Origin of the sequence: Olivibacter sp. LS-1, assembly GCF_008245145.1 — a bacterium.
Lineage (GTDB): Bacteria > Bacteroidota > Bacteroidia > Sphingobacteriales > Sphingobacteriaceae > Olivibacter > Olivibacter oleidegradans.
Genome location: NZ_CP041643.1, coordinates 1725394 through 1744496, shown reverse-complemented (window position 1 = coordinate 1744496; position 19103 = coordinate 1725394). Strand labels below are relative to the sequence as shown.

The window sequence follows — 19103 nt, the reverse complement described above, 5'->3', positions numbered from 1 at the left end:
GTTACTTTTATATCGGGGTTTCGCATTTCGTGCGTACCTGTTATACCGCTTTAAGATACATATTGATTTACCTATGACAATTAACGGCTTAGAATTATCCATCGAAAAAAAAGTTCAGCAGTGGCTGAACGGCAATTATGACACAGAAACAAAAAGTGCTATCAAGGACCTAATCCTCCAAAATAATATCGAAGAGTTAAACGATGCTTTCTACAAAGATCTGTCGTTCGGCACAGGAGGCCTCAGAGGTGTTATGGGCGTGGGCACAAATAGAATGAACATTTACACGGTTGGAAAAGCCACACAAGGCTTGTCCAACTATTTACAGAAAACTTACCCAAATCAAGCAATAAAAGTCGTCGTAAGTTACGATAGCCGTAATTCTTCATCCTTATTTGCTCAGACAGTGGCTGATGTTTTTTCAGCAAACAACATTCAGGTATACCTTTTTTCAGCATTAAGGCCTACGCCCGAATTATCGTTTGCCATCCGAGAGCTTGCCTGCCAAAGCGGTGTTATGATAACGGCTTCACATAATCCAAAAGAATATAACGGCTATAAAGCTTACTGGAGTGACGGTGGTCAAATGATAGCACCTCACGACAAAAATGTAATAGGGGAAGTAAATGCTTTGTCAATCGATGACGTAAAATTTGCAAGGAAGTCAGAGCTTATTCGGAAGATTGATGAGGAAATAGACCACCTCTATATTAATAAACTGGCTGCTTTATCATTAAGGCCAAATATTATCACAAAACAAGGGGACCTTAAGATCGTTTACTCACCTATCCACGGAACAGGAATCACCCTGGTTCCGAAAGTGCTGGCCAAATGGGGCTTTAAAAATGTGTCCACTGTTGAATTGCAAGCAATTCCCGACGGAAATTTTCCGACCGTTGTTTATCCAAATCCTGAGGAGGAAGAAGCGATGTCCATAGGCCTGCAAGAGGCCGTTAGACTAGATGCAGATTTACTTTTAGCTACGGATCCCGATGCCGATCGAGTTGGCGTTGCGGTAAAAAATTTAAAAGGAGATTTTCAACTATTGAACGGAAATCAGATCGGCTCCCTTTTGGTAGATTATGTTTTAAGCTCCAAGAAAGACGAAGGGAGTCTAGCACAAACTGATTACACTTGCAAAACGATTGTTACAACGAATTTAATAAGTGATATTTCTCTCAGCCACGGTGTACAGTGCTATGAAGTGCTAACAGGATTTAAATACATAGGTGAATTGATGACCAAACTTCTGCATAAGGAGAAATTTCTTGTAGGCGGAGAAGAAAGCTATGGTTATCTTGTTGGTGATTTAGTGAGAGATAAAGATGCTGTCGTATCGTGTGCTTTTATTGCCGAAATGACCGCTTATTATAAAAATCAAGGGAAATCGCTCTTTGAGGCATTAGTTGACTTGTATATAAAGCATGGTTTCTATAAAGAGAAGCTCGTTTCTTTAACGAAAAAAGGTCAAAGCGGTGCAGAAGAGATTAAATTGATGATGCAAAAATTACGAACAGAGACGCCAAGAGTATTAGGTGGTAGTACCGTCGCCTTATTAAAAGACTACGAAAACGGGATAAGCACTGATCTGATAACAAAAAAACAAGATTCCCTCGCGCTGCCAAAATCAGACGTACTTCAGTTTGTGTTATCAGACGGAAGTGTTGTTTCCGCTCGACCATCTGGGACTGAGCCAAAGATTAAGTTTTATTGCAGCGCCAAACTCCCATTGGACACCTTGGAAAACTATCAAGAAGTCAGCGAAGCGCTAGACCGTAAAATTGAGGAAATGATGAATACTTTATTAAAGTAGAATAATAAAGTAGTATGCTGGATAAATTTCAAAAATTAACCCAGCATACTTTATTCTCTATTCGCCTTCTTTCCAAATACAACTTTCATCTTTTCTAAGTTCATTGTATGTTTTATATATAGACGTAAACCAAATACTTTCAGCCTTTGCCATAAGGAAAGTTCTCCTCCGTAAAGTCTAAGCATATGCAAGGCATATCGTGAGGGTTCAAAAGTATTCAGATAATCTCTAATAGCAGCGCCTTTTGCCCCAAGTAACTGATGAGCCGTCCCTCCTCCAACCCTTTTTGCTTTTTTTATCAACTCCTGCATTGACTTTCTCGCAGGGTGAAATATCTTTACATCTTCGCCATATATGATAGAAAAGCCCGCATCTGACGCGCGCCGGGCCCACTCATAATCGCCTCCTGAAAATAACGTCTCGTTAAAAAGTCCTATCTTATCGAAAACATAACGATAACTGAACATATTCCCCGTTACACAAGCACCACTAGCATTTACTGTCTCGGCTTGTTTAAAGGCGAACACCTTCTCGTAAAGTTCCGCATCCGTCGGTTTTTCTTCATTATCATAAAAGATTTCAATAGCACCTCCAATTCGATCACATGCTTTGGCATTAAATAGCGTAACCGCATTCCTTATCCAATCTTTATCAGGTATACAGTCTGAATCCGTAAATCCAAGGATATTGCCCTTTGCTAATTGAATGCCGGCATTACGTGCTGCATATGACCCGGATTTTTGTTCATTTATAATACTGAAGTTCTGCGGTAAATCGTTCATAATCGAGGATGGTACAAAATCATTTGGATCATTATTAACAACAATCACTTCAAAGTTTGACGTTGGCCAAGATTGCTTCTTCAGATGGCTGATACATAAAGCAAGCCTCGGCCAATCCCTATAAGTAGGAATTATAATAGAAACAAAGGTTATTGATAGTTCTTTCATTTGATCAGCATGAATATATTTTACTTCTTTTGAGGTTTCAGATGTAACATTAACTCCTGACCTACCATCTTATATATTACGCCAGCAAAAACGGCTACCATGACTATAGCCACTGCAACGAAATTCATATGTGCTATATTGAGTAACAAAAACCCGATTCCATAAGCTATTAACGAACCAATCACAGCTGCTTTCACCTCACTTAACAATTCCAATGTGCTTATTTTCAGATCCAGCAGGTACCTAAAGGCATACTGCGCAACGATCACATTAAATATTTTGTTGAAAAATACTGCCCAAGAAGCACCAATAATCCCCCCAGCATAAACACCATAAGCAAGCGACGGGATATAAACGACTGCCTTAATGATTTGAAGCCTCATTTCCAAGCCCGGCCGACCTAAGGCTCGTATCAAAACAGTATTGCTATTTACTAGCATCTGAATCATAATTGAGGCAGCTAATATCTGTAAAGGGATAATGGAGGCATGCCACTTCTCACCAAAAAAATTCAATACAAACGGTTCTGCTAAGGTAAAAAACAACAACATGACCGGAAATACAATGATACAATTGTAGCTTACTACTTTTAGATAATACTTTTTAATGGCTGCTGGTTCCGACTGCTTCTTACCATAAAGTGGGTACATTACATTGTTTATAACCGCCATCAAGCGGCTTCTAAACAAATCGGTTAATACAAAGGCGAAAGAATATGCGCCTAACAATGCCGCTGAAAGAAATTTTCCAATTAGCAGGTAATCAATATTGTTGATAATGTAGTTCACGAGATTCGTGCCAGACGCAAGCACACCAAATCCGAACACATCCTTAAACGCCTGCCTATTCCATTGAAATTTCGGACGCCAATTTGTGGCTTTGAAGTAAAAAGGGATAGCAAAAGTTACCATAGCAAAAGAATTGAAAGCTAATGACCATACCCCCGCTCCGGCAAATGCAAGAATAATAGAGAGAATGCCTGCCACTATATTAGCGGCTCCTTCTATACTGGCAATTTTTTTAAATTCCATCTTTTTAGATAGCTGAGCTTTATTAACCAAGTTGATGGGAGTAAAAAGAATACCTAAACTGATCACAGGAATCAACAACCTTAACCGCTCTTCATGGTAGAACTCGACAGCTAGCGGAGCGATCACAAAACTCATCAGAAGAAACAAGGCGATTGACCATAACAATCCTGTCCAAAATGCGGTATGAAAATGCACGGGCTTTAAGTCCTCCTCTTTTCTCTGAATTAAGGCTGCACCAAACCCCAAATCGGTAAGCACTTGTACAAATCCGGTGAAAACCGCGGCCATGCCTATTAGCCCAAATTGTTCTGGCAATAACAATTTAGCTAATATTAGTTTAACTATAAATGCAAAAGATTGATTAATTACCAGTTGCGCGCCATTCCAAAAAATTCCTTTCAACACCAAACTTTTCGAACTGTCCATTCCTTCTTATTTCTGTTTTATTTCCGCGGTAAAACTAAGCGTAAAATTCGGAATTACGCACGGTGAGAAATGAACGTTCTATTTGTGAGAAAAGCAATCTAGAGAGAATATAAAAGTGTGTAAATTATACAGACCTTCGAAATTTTAGCACCATTTCTACGCTCGGACTAAAACATAAAGGGCCTCATTAAAGTATAACCCCTATTATCTTTAAAAGACGACAGGGGTTAAAGCGTTGATGGGTTGAAATTAGCGCTCAGCAACTATCTGAGTATGCAAGAAGTCATCATATGCGAGTGCGAGCCCTTCCTTTAAATCTACACTGTGCTTCCATCCCAATTTATGTAATTTACTGACATCCATAAGCTTCCGAGGGGTACCGTCCGGCTTAGATGTGTCGTACCTAATTTCTCCTTCAAATCCGACAACATCTTTAACGAGCTCAGCTAACTCGCTAATAGTTAAATCTTCTCCAGTTCCAACATTTATTAATTCTTTTTCAGAATAGGTTTGCATTAGAAATATACAAGCATCAGCCAGATCATCTGCATATAAAAATTCCCGCTTAGGTGTCCCTGTCCCCCATATCGTTACAGAAGGAGCATTAGCTATTTTCGCCTCATGAAATCGTCTAATCAGGGCAGGTAATACATGAGAATTTTGAGGATGGTAGTTATCGCCTATTCCATACAGATTCGTAGGCATGACACTTATAAAATCACACCCATATTGATCTCTATAAGCCTCACATAATTTTATACCTGCTATTTTAGCAATCGCGTAAGGTTCATTCGTGTGCTCAAGCGGCCCCGTTAAAAGGTAATCTTCTCTTAAAGGTTGAGGAGCCATTTTTGGGTAAATACAACTACTACCTAGAAACATAAGCTTCGTAACTTGCTGCTGATATGCTGCGTGAATTATATTGCATTCCATCAACAGGTTGTCATATAAAAAATCAGCCCTGTAAGTATTATTTGCTACAATTCCTCCTACCTTTGCGGCTGCTAAAAAGACATATTCCGGTTTTTCTACCTGAAAAAATGTGTGGACGGCCCCTTGATTACGAAGATCTAATTCAGCAGAAGTTCTAGTAATTAAATTAGTGTAACCTGCTAATTTCAAATGACGGGTAATAGCGCCGCCAACCATGCCACGATGGCCTGCGATATAAATTCTAGAATCTTTTTCCATATAAATCAATTTTATTAAAGAATGCTAAGGCATACCATAACCTTCAAAAGTTAAGATAATGTTAATTGGCAGACAATGCCACCGCATTTAACTGCCTTGGAGCCCCGTCAGGCCCAACAGCAATAATATTATCAAAAATAACTCTTGTTCCCGGGCCTATTCCATTCAAAGCCGACTTCATCGCAGCACTTAAGGAGTTTCCGCTAGTTGAAAGAACAATGGCATCGGCTCGTGGCTTTGCTAAGATCATGGTAAATTTGGTAATATTAAATTTAGCGTCGAAATCAAAATTTTCTAAACTTGCAAACAAGGCATTTTGTGCTTTTAAAGCAACGGAAGCCATCGCACCACCTGACTTTCCACCAAATTTAGCGATGGGATCCGGGATCCGCTTCACCCTAAAATCCGTTGTACTCAAGGTTTGCACTTTACCTGGTGCCACTTCAGCTGACACCGATATTTTAGCCGTTCCGGGAGATGACACACGCGCTACGTACTTCCCGTTTGAACCCGATAAACTGCCACCGCTCATACTGACCTTAATCTTATCGGCCGGTGTTCCCGGGGCGGATATGGATAAGGGGTTATCAACACCGATGTAAAGCACGTTCATTTTGTCCGGAGAAACAACGGCCGATGGTCTCGATACCTGATAACGTTGTTCGGGAGTGCGATATTCCTTTATCGTTCCATCCGTTTGTTTTACTTTAATAACACCGGTCCATGTAAAGACGCCTTCTTTAGAGGTGTTAACGTTATACACCCCTTTTCCATTACTTACCTGTAAAGCACTCCCGTTTACAGAAATAGACGGATCTGATTTAGAGTCATAAGCCGTTAAGAAAACTTCAGCAGTGTATGGCTGTCCCTGAATCAGATAAGAGGTAGGGGCAACTGCTACTGCAGCAAATTGATCCAGGTTTACGACAGCCTGGTCCATTTTCCCTAAGATGCGTTTCACCACATCCGACTCTGCATTCTGTGCATCGGTTTGAATTTTGGTTAAGATAGCCATGGCAGCAGTCAACGGAGTGCCATCGCCAAAATTAATTTCTTCCCATTTTTTCTTTCCGTTAACACGTTTCTCCGGATCGTTAGCCTCCAGAGAAAATGTTACTGCTCCCCTATCCTTTTCGTCCAATAATGCCAGCAACTTTTCTCTTGTGCCATTTATTTTCTCTTTTAACTCAGCACCCTTCTTCTTGTTAATCATCAACCCAGGGGCTATATCCATATTATCGCGTTGCGACAAATCCCCTGTATCCTCATCATAACCACCACCCTGCTTTTCAAACTCCTTCTTCAGTGTATTGATATACTCGTTCAGCTCACCTACTATAGCTCTCGCCTGTTTCGCCTTTTCATAGATAGGTCTTGCGCGTTCCGGCTCTTCTTTTAGCTTGGTATTCTCAAAAGCCATAAATAACTGTTCTACCGAATTGTTGACATTCGATCTCGAAGTTTCCAAACTATCATTTATATTCTTAAAGGCATCCAATATGGTATCTGATACATTCAACGCCAGCATGGCCAATAATACCAAATACATGATATTAATCATCCGTTGCCTTGGGGTCTCTTTTCCTAAAGCCATTAATTAAGTTTTTAATTGTCAATGAATAATATCCGGAAAACTACATGCGCGGTTGGTTCATAGCGCTTAACATATTGCCGTAAACTGCATTTAAGGCAGCAAGGTTTTTCGCTAACTTGTTCACTTCATCTTTAAACATTTTTGAGTCGTCTAAAGATTCATTGAAGTTCTGCATAGTAGAGCTTAGCTGTTCATAGAACCTATTCATTGACTGTAGATGCGCATTTGAATCTCTTAATTCGCGCTCGTACATCGCATTTAGGGAACTCAGGTTTTGAGTCAATTGTTGTACCTGATCATGGTAACCACGAGTGTCCGAGTTAGTAGACGACATGGCAACAAGATTGGCCGACGCCTTTTCAAAGGCAACACTTAAACTGTCGAATTTAGATGAAGCTAAACGAAGCTTCTCTGTAAACTCGTTGGCCGCAAAAGAAGCATCGGAAAGGTTGCTAATGGCGGTCACTTTTTCATTAAACGAACGTAAACCCTTACCTAAACTGGCAATGGTCTCCGGTCCAACCTGAGCATCAGCAAAGATTTTATCCAAGGCGAGGGTAGTTGAGGCGTTCGGATTTTGTATCGGCCTCGCCGAAGTTTTAGGTAATTCTCCGCTATAATCATCGGCTAGCTCAGGATAAACTCTTTCCCATTCAGGATCCTTAGGCGGCGGGTTGAAACCCATTAAAAAAAACAATAGAGCCTCTACACCTAAACCTGCTCCGATCATGTAGTTTGCCATTGCTCCGCCAATATGGAGTATTTTAAACAGAGCTCCTAAGATTACCACACTGGCTCCCCATGAGATAGCTACGTGTAGCCAATTTGAATTGTCTTTCTTCTTCATACTTAAATTATTGGAAATATTTATTATAACTGTTTTTAAAAAAGATATACGATATTCCAACTTGTACATTTACCCCGGGCACCATATTGTAAGGGAAAGAATCTAAATCTTCACGTAATTTTGGTATGTCAACAGGATCCTTTTCGTAGATTTTTATCGCTGTCGACTCTATAGGGATATAATACCCTACATTAACCGCCATATTTAATCGTTGTGAAAGCCTTATTCCGTTTATTCCTGTTCCTATGTAAGGTCTTAATTTCCCCCATTCAACGCCATAATCCTTCTTTTGATCAGCCACCTTGCGCGTTCCAACATAACGCTCATACCTGTTCTCAAAAAAGTATCCTATTCCAGCACTAACAATCCATTTACGGGCAATCCAACTGTCTTTCCCAATAAGCGGCTGCCAATCCGCCAATAAAGTTACGTCTGAACGGTTTATTTCAAACACCCGATTACCTAATTTCATCTTAGAGGAAGGAAAGATACTTGCTCCCAATCGAACATTGAATGCGTCCGATAACGGATAAGCTCCCTCTATTCCGAGCCCCCTAGTTCCCACATGAATGCCTACACCGGGATAAAAGCTAGAATATTCTTCCCAAATCTGCGCTTTTACTTGCAGACTAGCAAGTGCTGTAATAAAAAATATGAAGATTTTTTTCATCCGTATATAATTTGCATTTTTAAAGGCGATGAAGCCGTCCGATCTTCGCTTAAGGGCTGCTCAAGAGTTCGTAAACTCCATTATTCATCCCTCGTGTAAGTTTAAAAATCATGAAGGCTTTATCAAATAATTGTTATTCTGTTTTGCCCCATATCAATCGAGTATAACTACACATTTATGCATGTATGGCCTTTACTACCAGTGATCGTAACCTAAGTTTTGACAATCTATAAAACGTTTAAAAGTATCAATGACTACTATTGACGACTTTCTTTACCCTCAGCCTGTTCATTTCTCAACACTGCCTTTTCCTTCTTTCGGTCGTTCTTTTCCTTCTTTTCTCGCAAATAATCCTCGTCCTTCGAAACTAAATCATCCGAGTTGACCCCTTTGGGATTGCGCCATAAACGGTCCTTATAAAGCTGAATCTTATCTTGGATGTCTCTTTCTGTCGTATCCTGTCCGTCGGCCGCATATTGCATCCGTTGACTTGGAGAAGTTTGTCGTACAATCTTGCTTGAAAATTTACGCTGTACAAATAGATCGTCCATTGTCATATCATAGAGCTCCTTATCGGGATCAGACACATCCAGTTGTACCAACGTGTATCGCAATTGTGGAAAATACAGCCAAAAGGCGGGTGTTTCTCCGACCGACTCCGCCAATTCCGCCGAAGAATTGATTGTCATCAAAGGCGCTACCCCAATAATCCTTGTTTCCAGTTTGCCTCGTTGTTTATCGAAAAATATATCTTCTTTAATACGAAATTTCGTCACCTTTTCCGGGTTAAATTCGTTTAAAGTCATCTTGGCATCGATTTGGTTTCCCTCGTTGTCAAAAATCGGTACCAGCACGCTATCTGTAAAGCGAGCTTCTCCCTCTCTTGCAGTCAGCTTCGTTTTAAAACCATCATCTTCCGGATTATAAGGCGTTAATTTACCTTCTTTGATACTTTTCATAATAGCCTCCATCAATGAAGCTCCGGGGATAGCAAAAATATAGTTCTCTTTATCTTTCAAATCGATGTCTCTCCACACGCGCTTGTAAAAACGAATATTCTTTGGATTAACCTTTGGATAAGCAAAAGGTACAGCGTCATGTAAATCACTCACCTGATAATAGCCATCCGTTTGGGGCACAGTATCGATCAATAACACACTACCATTGCCTGCCATCGAATCGGGGATCGTTCCACTTATTCCCTCTTCTACAATAGTTGTATCCGGAGTTTCCTGCGCCAACAATCCGAAAAAGCAGAAGAAACTCAATATACCGGTCAAAAACATTTTCATAATTATTATTCTTTTTCTCAACAATGATTTTCTAGCGTTTCGAGATACGCTCTAAGGAGCAATTTTGAAACCATCAATTTTTGTACTTTCTTGTTTTTACTTGTGGGGTTGCCATTTCAAAAGCTGACATTACACACCTGAATCCAATATAGGAATGTGCTTCATCTTGTTGTTCGTAATTTCTCGCATCGCTATTCAGCATGCTTCCATTATCTTTCCAAGATCCACCCCTAACTACTTTCCGTTTCAACGCATAACTTGCACGATCATCGGCGTCGTATAATAAAACGGGATTTAAGTCGTTCACAAATTCAATGGCTGAGGGGCTGAAAGCATCCAACGTCCATTCCGACACGTTTCCGGCCATATTATATACGCCAAATGCATTCGGAGTATAAGCTTTTACAGGAACCGTAAAGGTAGATCCATCTCTTGAATAGGTCCCTTCTCCTTGCTTAAAGTTTACTGCAAGTCTTTTTTTGTCTGATTTGCGATCATCGATTGTTAATCGGGTCCGTTGAATCGTATCTACCGGATCAAGCTTCCCTTCTGCGGCATATTGCCATTGGGCTTCGGTAGGTAAGCTGAAAGTCAATTGATACCCCTTTAGATAGGAGTTCTTTTGCAAACTTGCCATAATCTCCTTTCCTCGCCAATCAGCATATGCCCGGGCCTGTTTCCAACTTACACCGACCACCGGATTGTAGTCAAAAGATTTATGATAAAAGTAGTTTGCATCCATAGCATGCATTTGAGCATTTGGAAAATCTTTTGACCAAATGTCGTCTACTGGCATCACTCCCACGGTGTCTGTTACATATTGATCATTGTTCCTGCCGTCCATTTTTAAATAAGAAAAGCGATAAGTTAGCAGGGCATCGTTTAAAACTCTTTTACCTGCCTTCATGGTTAACATTGGACGCAGCTTCTCTTGAATTTCCGGATTTTTACTTAGCCATAAGGGAGACTCTTTTTTCACCCTTTTCCAATCAATCAGTCGTTCCACATTTGCGTCGTTAGCGCCGTCTTCATTCGTGTTGTCTTCTTTTAAAAAGTACTGATCGTCTTTTAAATAATCAACAACAGCAACCGAGTCGGCAACCCAGTTTACAAATTCGCGGTACTGTCTGTTTGTGACTTCCGTCTCATCGATAAAGAATGCACTTAAGCTTACGTTTTTCCCCATGTCGCTACTATCTTGCGAACTCTTATAGAAGATCGTTCCCGAAGGGATGTATACCATTCCCGGAGGTGCCGGCAGCCTATTACCCCGGAAAGACGAAACTCGGGGAGAATCATATAACTTATTTGATTTACACGCCGTCATGGATAATGCCAGTGCCATTATACCACCAAACGCAGCACGACCGGCAATCCGACTAAATCTGTTTAAAGCTCTCATTTCAATTATCATTTTTAATGGCAGTGAACAGCTCTTTATAAAGAGGTGTTCCGATATTTACACTTTTCTATTTTATCACCAAATATTTTGCAACGTGATTTTGATGATTTATATACCAATTGAGCCATAAGCCATCAAAATAAATTGATCTTTCTTTAAATGCACTATTTTCTCAACAAAATGTGTATAAACTCACATTTTTATATGGTAAATAATAGACTATGGCTTATTGAGCATACTCGCTCCCAAATTACAATATCCTGATTAAGGTCATAATTTTGATAGACTTCTTTATTTCGTTTCATTCGTCGTTCTCTCCATCATGGGAACTACTATGCAAAAGTAGGTATTCGGCTACAAGCCGCCATACTCGATTTCTGACCTATTTATACACAGGTATAGACAGCATTATACATTTGTTTAACAAAAGGTCTTTAGGAAATAAGGCTAAGAATTACGGGTTATCACTAGCTAATGTGGACGAATTTATGTTTAATTGCCTGTAAAACGAGTCCGGTTCGACTTTTCACTTTGAATTTAGCAAACAAACTGGCTCGATAACCATCAATTGTTTTAATCGACAGAAACATGCGTTTTGCGATCTCATGATAATTTAAGTCGCTACAAGCCAAATACAAGAATTCCTTCTCCCGATCTGTCAGATCTATTTGAAGCGCGATGTCTTCTACACTTTTTTCTGTCAAATAAGAGTTATAATACCCTTTTGCCCATACTTCAGTTAGTGCCAAATTGAGTTCCAAAACATTCATATTTTTTGTAAGGTATGCGCAACAGCCTGCTCGGATCATTTGAAGTACACTGATCGAATCGCTTAAAACGGAAAGGGCAACTAATTTTATATCCGGATAGGTAAACTTGATTTTGCCAGTAAGCTCTGCACCGCTCATATTGGGCATAAGCACGTCAATCAATAATATATCTGGATAGCTTTCTTGTCGTCTCAATTTATTTAACAAATCATGTCCGTCGGTAGCGTGCATCGTGACTTGGAAATCGGCAAGATTATTAATGAGCATGATTAAAGACTCCAAAACCAGCGCATGATCATCTACTATACCTATAGTTGCTTTCATAATAAAATACTTAAACAGTTGTTATGTATTTACCTGTTAAATCTAGATCGGTGTAAATTCTATATGATTATTTCATCAAGAATTTAATCCTTCTTCAATATTCAGTCCAGTACCAGAATTTTTAGGTCTTAACAAAGATGACAAAAAATATTTTTATGCCTATTTCACTCTTTGTAAAATATTGTATAGCAAAGGATGTCGGTTTCACATTTCACATCTCAATTGCATTTAACAATGAAGAGAAAAAACAACTAACGATCTATATAATAATAGGTTATATAATACCGTTATTATTAACAGAATGAACACAATCTACCTATCTATGAGAAAACTTAAATAAAAATGTGCAAAAATTGTTGTTACAAAATTTATATTAAAACAAAAAGGCCAGAAAATTCTAGCCTTCTATTTAATTTAATTCGACTTGGTAAAAGTCTGATAATTACTTTTCGTTTCTACTAGCTCCCTATCGGACAAATTTTAAATCCAATATTCTCAAGCTTCGCTTTATCGAGAATATTTCGTCCATCAAAGATATGCGCCGGCTTCAACATGTTATCGTAGATCCGCTGCCAATCATAGTGTTTAAACTCATCCCACTCGGTAAGGATAGCCACGGCGTGGGCGTCTTTACAAGCCTCATAAGGATCATTATATACTTGTACAAGCTTGCTGTTCTCATCCGATGATCTTGTAGCTAGGTAGTCAAGGTCGGTATAAACTTGCTGCTCGGGTACCTTAGGATCATAAACACCGACATGAGCCTGTTCGTATAGTAAGTGATCGGCTACATAAATCGCCGCAGATTCGCGCGTATCATTGGTGTCTTTCTTAAAAGCCCATCCTAAGAACGCAATTTTCTTTCCGTTTACCGTATTATAAAGCGTTTTTATAATCTTGTTCGCGAATCGCTTCTTTTGGTGATCATTCATAATAATCACCTGTTCCCAATAGTCGGCAACTTCCGTAAGTCCGTAGCTTCTCGCGATATACACCAAATTCAAAATATCCTTTTGAAAACAAGAGCCACCAAACCCTACCGAAGCCTTCAGAAATTTAGGACCTATCCGACTGTCTGTTCCGATAGCACGGGCTACCTCATTAATGTCTGCCTCAGTATGTTCACACAGTTCCGAGAGCGCATTAATCGATGAAACTCGTTGTGCTAGAAAAGCATTGGCGGTTAATTTTGACAGTTCAGACGACCATACATTGGTAGTAAGAATCCGTTCTCTGGGCACCCACTGTGCATATATATTGACCAGCGCTTCAATCGCTTTCTTTCCTTCTTCGTCCTGATCGCCACCAATCAACACGCGGTCGGGTTTTAACAAGTCCTCTACAGCCGTGCCCTCCGCTAAAAATTCCGGATTAGAAAGAATTTGAAATTTAACACCGTTTCCGGTATGCTGTAAAATATCCTTCAAGGTCCTAGCCGTGCGGACGGGAAGCGTGGACTTTTCGACAACTATTTTATCCGATTTACTAACGCGGGCGATTTGTCGCGCACAAAGTTCGATCCATTTCAAATCGGCTGCTTGTCCTTTTCCTGCTCCGTATGTTTTTGTCGGGGTATTCACTGAGATAAAGATCATGTCTGCTTCATTAATAGCTTGATCCACATCAGTTGAAAAAAACAGGTTTCTTCCCCTTGCTTCTGAAACAACTTCACTCAATCCCGGTTCATAAACGGGAATTTTATTAACATCGTGATCATTCCAGGCCGCAATCCGAGCCTCATTGAGATCAACCACCGTAACTTGTATGTCAGGACATTGCTTGGCTATTACAGCCATTGTTGGGCCGCCAACATAGCCAGCGCCGATACAACAGATTTTTTTTACAGTCATTTTTAAGGATAAATTCAAATTATAAACTAAATGTTTTTTATGTGCCGTGCGTTACAAAAATAAACAATGACAAAATCTCAAAGCGTTACATTTCTTTCACGAATCTTGAACAGAGAGATGCGGTGTTTAGCCTCCTTTTCAATTATTAGATCTTTCAGTTTCAAAGGCTGTTCGCTTTATGCCGTCAATTATAGTTACTCCGCAAAGAACTCCAAGCGAATTGAATACGAGATCATCGATATCGGCAAGCCCTACACCGGTGATATACTGAGTAAACTCTACTATAAAACTCGCGATAAAACCGATCCAAAACATTGTGTGCGGTCGCTTGACCTTCCATACTATATAAAGAAAAAGTGGTAGCGGAACAAACATTACAATATTGCCCAATATGTCGAGGTACACACTATTTACATCGATTGCATGTTTGTATAAATACCACTTCATTTTAAATGGGATTAATAATAATGGTCGCGAATCAGTGCTTTCAAATGTGGGGTTCGGCCTTCTTCCTGCAAAAAAAACCACATAGAATAAGATGATAAAATACAGCAAGCACCACACTCTCCATACCCATTTCATAATGGAATCCAAAGAATATTTAGATATAACTTTCACCAAATTGCTTAGCCGCATCTGCAACAACTTGCTTTACTTCTTGTTCACTATCGATCGGACAAATCATCAACGTATCATTTGCCTCCACTATAATATAATTATGTAAATTTTTCAAAACTACCTTTTTATAACTCGGCACATTAACCATGCAATTGCTGCTGTTGTATAGAATCACATTATTAGCGTCTGGTATAAGCACATTGCCGCTATTATCCTGTTGACTTAACCCATAAACAGACGTCCATGTTCCTAAGTCAGACCAGCCAAAATCTACAGGCAGGACATAAACCCGTTCGCTTTTTTCCATGATTGCATAATCAATGGATATATTCTCACATGCCGGATAATACGCTTCCAAAAAAGCTTTTTCTTCCGGTGTATTGTATTTTCCATATCCAGCCATAAATACTGCATTTAACTTTTCCTCATACTTTTGCAATTCAGCAAGAATAGATTGCACATTCCAAATGAAAATACCTGCATTCCAGAGGTACTTACCACTCGAAACATATTCTTGCGCTACTTGTAAAACGGGTTTCTCTCTAAAGGAAGCGACTTTGTTAAAGTTTGAAAATCCGGCAAGCGTCTCGTCGCTAATTTGAATATACCCATATCCCGTATCCGGTCTTGACGGCTTTATTCCTAGGGTAATCAACGCTTCGCTGTTTTCCGCTGCTTCCAGAGACATTTTGATATCCGACAGAAAACGCTCCGTATCTTGAATAAGATGATCAGAAGGGGCAATAACGAGTGTTGCATTAGGGTTTAAAGCTTGCAATTTATGACAGGCATAGGCGATGCAAGGCGCCGTATTGCGCATGGCCGGCTCACCGATAATTCTGTTCTCATCGGTAATCCCTAACTGCTCTTTTACCAATTCAACATATTTATGGTTTGTTAGCACATAAATATTGTCCTCCGGAACAATTTGCTTGAATCGCTCGTAAGTACTTTGAATTAAGGTTTTACCTAACCCAAGCACATCAATAAACTGTTTAGGAAGTGATGTTCTACTAACTGGCCAAAAACGGCTACCTACGCCCCCGGCCATAATAACAACATAATGATTTTTATTCATATATAATTTTTTATAACTGCGCAAAAAAATGCTAAACAGCTACCTCTTTCCATAAGTACTTAGGATAAACCCCTTTCTCAACTAAATCAGACAGTTCGTTTTTAACCAACGGTTTATCTTCTTGATACGTTACTCCAAAGCACGGGGCGTCAATAGGGATCACCCGAAAGCTTGCCTGTCCTTTCTGTAGCAAGATCTGCGCTGCCTCCGGTATGAGAAATTCGGCTTTCGGATCCGCTATATTTTCACGTACAAAAGTAACAAACAAAGGCTCAAGTAACGAAAATATCGCTGGAGTAAAACCCCAAAAATTCATTGAAACAAGATCGTCGACATTTAACTTGCCAGGTGTCCCATCGTGCTGAACAAACTCGATTTCACCTTCAGAATTTCTGTAAACCTTTGCTCGCTCATCCAACCTTTTCAATTCACTTGAATCTGATATGGCACAAACCCCTCTCGTTACAGGGCCACTATCCGATAAAGTTTTGTCAATCTTATACCCTAATAGCGCAAAGTAATCATCTTTAGCTTCATCTGCCAGAAAAGCCGCCATTCGCCGAAAAGCTATAAGACTATAAAAATCATCCGCATTAATCACACAAAAATTTTCTTTAACTACATTTCTTGCAGCCAACAGCGCATGTCCGGTTCCCCAAGGTTTAGTGCGCTCAATATACTCATTAAAACCGTATTCTGCCAATTGAGGCTCTTGAAATGCATAATCAACTTCCATTTGGCCTTTCAGGGCCTTTGCAAACTTCTCTTCAAATACAGTTTGATGTTCTTTCCTAATGATGAAACATACTTTTCCAAATCCGGCACGTATGGCATCAAAAATAGAATATTCCAAAATTGTTTCGTTATTCGGTCCAAAACCATCAATTTGTTTGTTTCCACCATAGCGGCTCGCCATTCCAGCGGCTAAGATTACTAAAGTCGGTTTCATTTGCTATTAATTTAAATCAATTTTTAAAGGAACTAATATTGACGACTCGCAAACGTAAACGATTTCGCCAGGAAATTTATCGGGGTGAATATCGGATAAATAATATTTTTTTTAAACGCAATGTCCGTAAATTGTATACAAACGGACCGCTTTTGAGTACTATTATCCAATATACCAACCGTTAAACGAAAGGTAGCATGATCGACTATAGCAATTCAGCGTTTTTTATAGATAAATGCCCTAACTCCTTATAAGCGCGTCCACTTTTTACATAGCTGATTATTTTAGTTAATTGCTGATGGTGATGCAAATCAGTTCCTAAAAAGTCATACATATTTTTATTAATAAGATATTGCGTTGTTATTGTAACTTGTTTTCCATAGTAACCTATTGGAGAAAGTAAGTTCAACTGCAACAAACACCCCATCTCTTTTAATTCATGGTACTTCCTTGTTTGCGATGAATAAAAATTGTAACGTTCGGGATGCGCGATGATTGGGATATACCCATTTGCGATAATGCGACTTACTATCTGTTCCAACGCAATCGGTTCGGCCGACCATGGCATTTCAACCAGTAAATGATTGGTTGGAAATGGTCTTAAACACTGCTCTTCTAAGAGCGCTTCAAATTTCTCGCCAAGCATGTATTCCGCAGATGAATGGGTATATATATCTGCTAAACCGGCTCGTTCCATTTCAGCATAGAACCTCTCGTGAGCATAATCAATTGTCTCCTTCGTATTAGGAAATACCTCATCATATATATGGGGCGTTAATATGAACGATTTTAAACCAAGAGACAAAAGTTTTTTTAGCAACAGCAGCGATACCGAAACATTTGGCGCCCCATCATCGATGCCTGGCAATAGGTGTGAATGTATATCAACTTCAACCCACTCTAGACTCGCATGTCCACTTCGTCTAAACAAATTAAACATCACTGTTCTCCTCATCAACATAAACGATTTCCGCATCAGTATATTGTACTTGCTTTCCGCCACTTATCTTTGTAAGCGTTGTACATAAATAATCAACACTTCCCACCCTTTCGTATAATTGCCCGTTTTTATATCAGTTCGTATCCATGGTCTCCATTAATTGGGTCTCCAGCTTACCTTTGTATTACCATGGCCGATACCTTATTAAAAACTGACTCACCACGAATTTCCATCCTCGATATTCTCCGGGGATTTGCCTTGTACGGAATTATCCTTGCTCACGCGGCATCTATATATCTTCTTGAATTACAATCCGAAGGAAAAAAAATCGGCAATGAAACGGACCTTTTAATCAAGAGTTTCTTAAGTTTTTTCGTAGAAAGAAAATTTTACTTAATATTTTCCTTCTTATTCGGCTTAAGCTTTTATATCCAATTTAGAAATGCTAAAAGAAAGGGTCAGCCATTTACAATCAAGTTTATATGGAGGCTGTTTGTTTTATTTATTATTGGTTTACTGCATAATCAATTTTATGCTTTTGATATATTGCATATCTACGCCATTATCGGTTTGTTACTTATTCCTGTTAGACATCTGAATCAAAGACATCTTCTATTCATAATAGCAATTTTAGTTGTTGCAGCTTGCTTATCTTCCGAATTCGGCCATCATATTAAAAGTTCTTCTTCCATGTCCTTAATAGCCAATTTAGGCTTCTCGCAACGTATTATCCATCAATTATCGTCCGGTCATTTCCTGATGATTCTTAGCTTATTCTATCTTGGTTACTGGGCCGGTACAGTTGATCTATTTAATGCTAAGGGTTTTCGTACTGAGCTATTAAAAAAATCCTTACTTCTGTGGTCGCTTGCACTTGGCGTGTTTTTAATTATTGGCAGTACGTTATATTATACAGCTACGTTGAGTGCCTTAAAAAGTCTATGGCTTTCATTCTGCTACATCGGCGGCATCTGTTTACTTTATTGGTACAGAAAAAAATGGCGGCTTTTTTGGTCAGCCTTGGAAAATTTAGGCCGCATGGGTTTAACGAATTATGTATTACAAACTTTTTTCTTCTTTCTTCTCTTTGAATTTGGCTATAAACAAGTAAAAAATGGAGAATTGCTTTCCATTATCATATTAGCCAACTTATTCTATTTTGCACAAATCATTTTTTCGATTTATTGGTTCAAAAAATTCAGCTTTGGCCCGCTTGAATGGATCTGGCGAAGCACTACCAATTTATATAAAAACCAGCCTCTTCAAAAAAAGAAATTACATTCAATGGTAGAACAAGACGCACCACTTAGCCAATAAGATAGCATTGATCATTCCGAATCTATTCCGTAAGTTTGACC

General features: G+C 39.3%; 16 protein-coding genes. 2 read left to right on the top strand and 14 right to left on the bottom strand.

The features are described from left to right. The first annotated feature begins 73 nt into the window (after nucleotides 1-73). Nucleotides 74-1813, top strand: coding sequence for a phospho-sugar mutase (locus FKG96_RS06960; RefSeq protein ID WP_130856193.1), 1740 nt, complete (start codon nucleotides 74-76; stop codon nucleotides 1811-1813). 50 nt (nucleotides 1814-1863) lie between these two features. Here the strand turns inward: FKG96_RS06960 and FKG96_RS06955 are convergent, their stop codons facing one another. The 14 genes from FKG96_RS06955 to FKG96_RS06890 form a co-directional block, all read right to left on the bottom strand. Beyond that, nucleotides 1864-2763 carry a glycosyltransferase family 2 protein gene (locus FKG96_RS06955; protein ID WP_130856192.1) on the bottom strand — a complete coding sequence of 300 codons (900 nt, stop codon included), beginning with the start codon at nucleotides 2761-2763 and terminating at the stop codon, nucleotides 1864-1866. 20 nt (nucleotides 2764-2783) lie between these two features. Then, on the bottom strand, nucleotides 2784-4220 hold the full coding sequence (locus FKG96_RS06950) for a lipopolysaccharide biosynthesis protein (protein WP_130856191.1): 1437 nt from the start codon (nucleotides 4218-4220) through the stop codon (nucleotides 2784-2786). A gap of 249 nt (nucleotides 4221-4469) precedes the next feature. Next, the gene (locus tag FKG96_RS06945; protein WP_130856190.1) at nucleotides 4470-5411 is read right to left on the bottom strand and encodes a GDP-L-fucose synthase; all 942 of its coding nucleotides are present in this window, start codon (nucleotides 5409-5411) and stop codon (nucleotides 4470-4472) included. Nucleotides 5412-5472: 61 nt separating this feature from the next. After that, nucleotides 5473-7005 (bottom strand): gliding motility protein GldM, encoded by a 1533-nt coding sequence (gene gldM / locus FKG96_RS06940; protein WP_130856189.1) that lies wholly within the window; start codon nucleotides 7003-7005, stop codon nucleotides 5473-5475. Between the two features lie 40 nt (nucleotides 7006-7045). Further along, nucleotides 7046-7852: a gliding motility protein GldL gene (gldL, locus tag FKG96_RS06935; protein ID WP_013665293.1), complete on the bottom strand. Its 807-nt coding sequence runs from the start codon at nucleotides 7850-7852 to the stop codon at nucleotides 7046-7048. 7 nt (nucleotides 7853-7859) lie between these two features. Further along, nucleotides 7860-8522 (bottom strand): hypothetical protein, encoded by a 663-nt coding sequence (locus FKG96_RS06930; RefSeq protein ID WP_013665292.1) that lies wholly within the window; start codon nucleotides 8520-8522, stop codon nucleotides 7860-7862. 257 nt (nucleotides 8523-8779) lie between these two features. After that, on the bottom strand, nucleotides 8780-9814 hold the full coding sequence (gldN, locus tag FKG96_RS06925; RefSeq protein WP_130856188.1) for a gliding motility protein GldN: 1035 nt from the start codon (nucleotides 9812-9814) through the stop codon (nucleotides 8780-8782). A gap of 73 nt (nucleotides 9815-9887) precedes the next feature. After that, complete coding sequence (locus FKG96_RS06920) at nucleotides 9888-11216, bottom strand: SUMF1/EgtB/PvdO family nonheme iron enzyme (RefSeq protein ID WP_165446975.1); 1329 nt, start codon at nucleotides 11214-11216, stop codon at nucleotides 9888-9890. Nucleotides 11217-11683: 467 nt separating this feature from the next. Then, the gene (locus tag FKG96_RS06915; protein WP_013665289.1) at nucleotides 11684-12310 is read right to left on the bottom strand and encodes a response regulator; all 627 of its coding nucleotides are present in this window, start codon (nucleotides 12308-12310) and stop codon (nucleotides 11684-11686) included. 458 nt (nucleotides 12311-12768) lie between these two features. Then, the gene (locus FKG96_RS06910) at nucleotides 12769-14160 is read right to left on the bottom strand and encodes a UDP-glucose 6-dehydrogenase (protein WP_130856186.1); all 1392 of its coding nucleotides are present in this window, start codon (nucleotides 14158-14160) and stop codon (nucleotides 12769-12771) included. Nucleotides 14161-14298: 138 nt separating this feature from the next. Continuing rightward, a complete protein-coding gene (locus FKG96_RS06905) occupies nucleotides 14299-14742 on the bottom strand; it encodes a VanZ family protein (RefSeq protein ID WP_165446974.1) in 444 nt (147 codons plus the stop codon). A gap of 19 nt (nucleotides 14743-14761) precedes the next feature. After that, a complete protein-coding gene (locus FKG96_RS06900) occupies nucleotides 14762-15856 on the bottom strand; it encodes a mannose-1-phosphate guanylyltransferase (protein WP_130856184.1) in 1095 nt (364 codons plus the stop codon). 31 nt (nucleotides 15857-15887) lie between these two features. After that, nucleotides 15888-16805 carry a sugar phosphate nucleotidyltransferase gene (locus FKG96_RS06895; RefSeq protein ID WP_130856183.1) on the bottom strand — a complete coding sequence of 306 codons (918 nt, stop codon included), beginning with the start codon at nucleotides 16803-16805 and terminating at the stop codon, nucleotides 15888-15890. 205 nt (nucleotides 16806-17010) lie between these two features. Beyond that, nucleotides 17011-17760 carry a tyrosine-protein phosphatase gene (locus FKG96_RS06890; RefSeq protein WP_130856182.1) on the bottom strand — a complete coding sequence of 250 codons (750 nt, stop codon included), beginning with the start codon at nucleotides 17758-17760 and terminating at the stop codon, nucleotides 17011-17013. Nucleotides 17761-17934: 174 nt separating this feature from the next. On the opposite strand from FKG96_RS06890, the gene FKG96_RS06885 reads away from it, so the two are divergent. Beyond that, nucleotides 17935-19062 carry a DUF418 domain-containing protein gene (locus FKG96_RS06885; protein ID WP_130856181.1) on the top strand — a complete coding sequence of 376 codons (1128 nt, stop codon included), beginning with the start codon at nucleotides 17935-17937 and terminating at the stop codon, nucleotides 19060-19062. Nucleotides 19063-19103 lie beyond the last annotated feature (41 nt).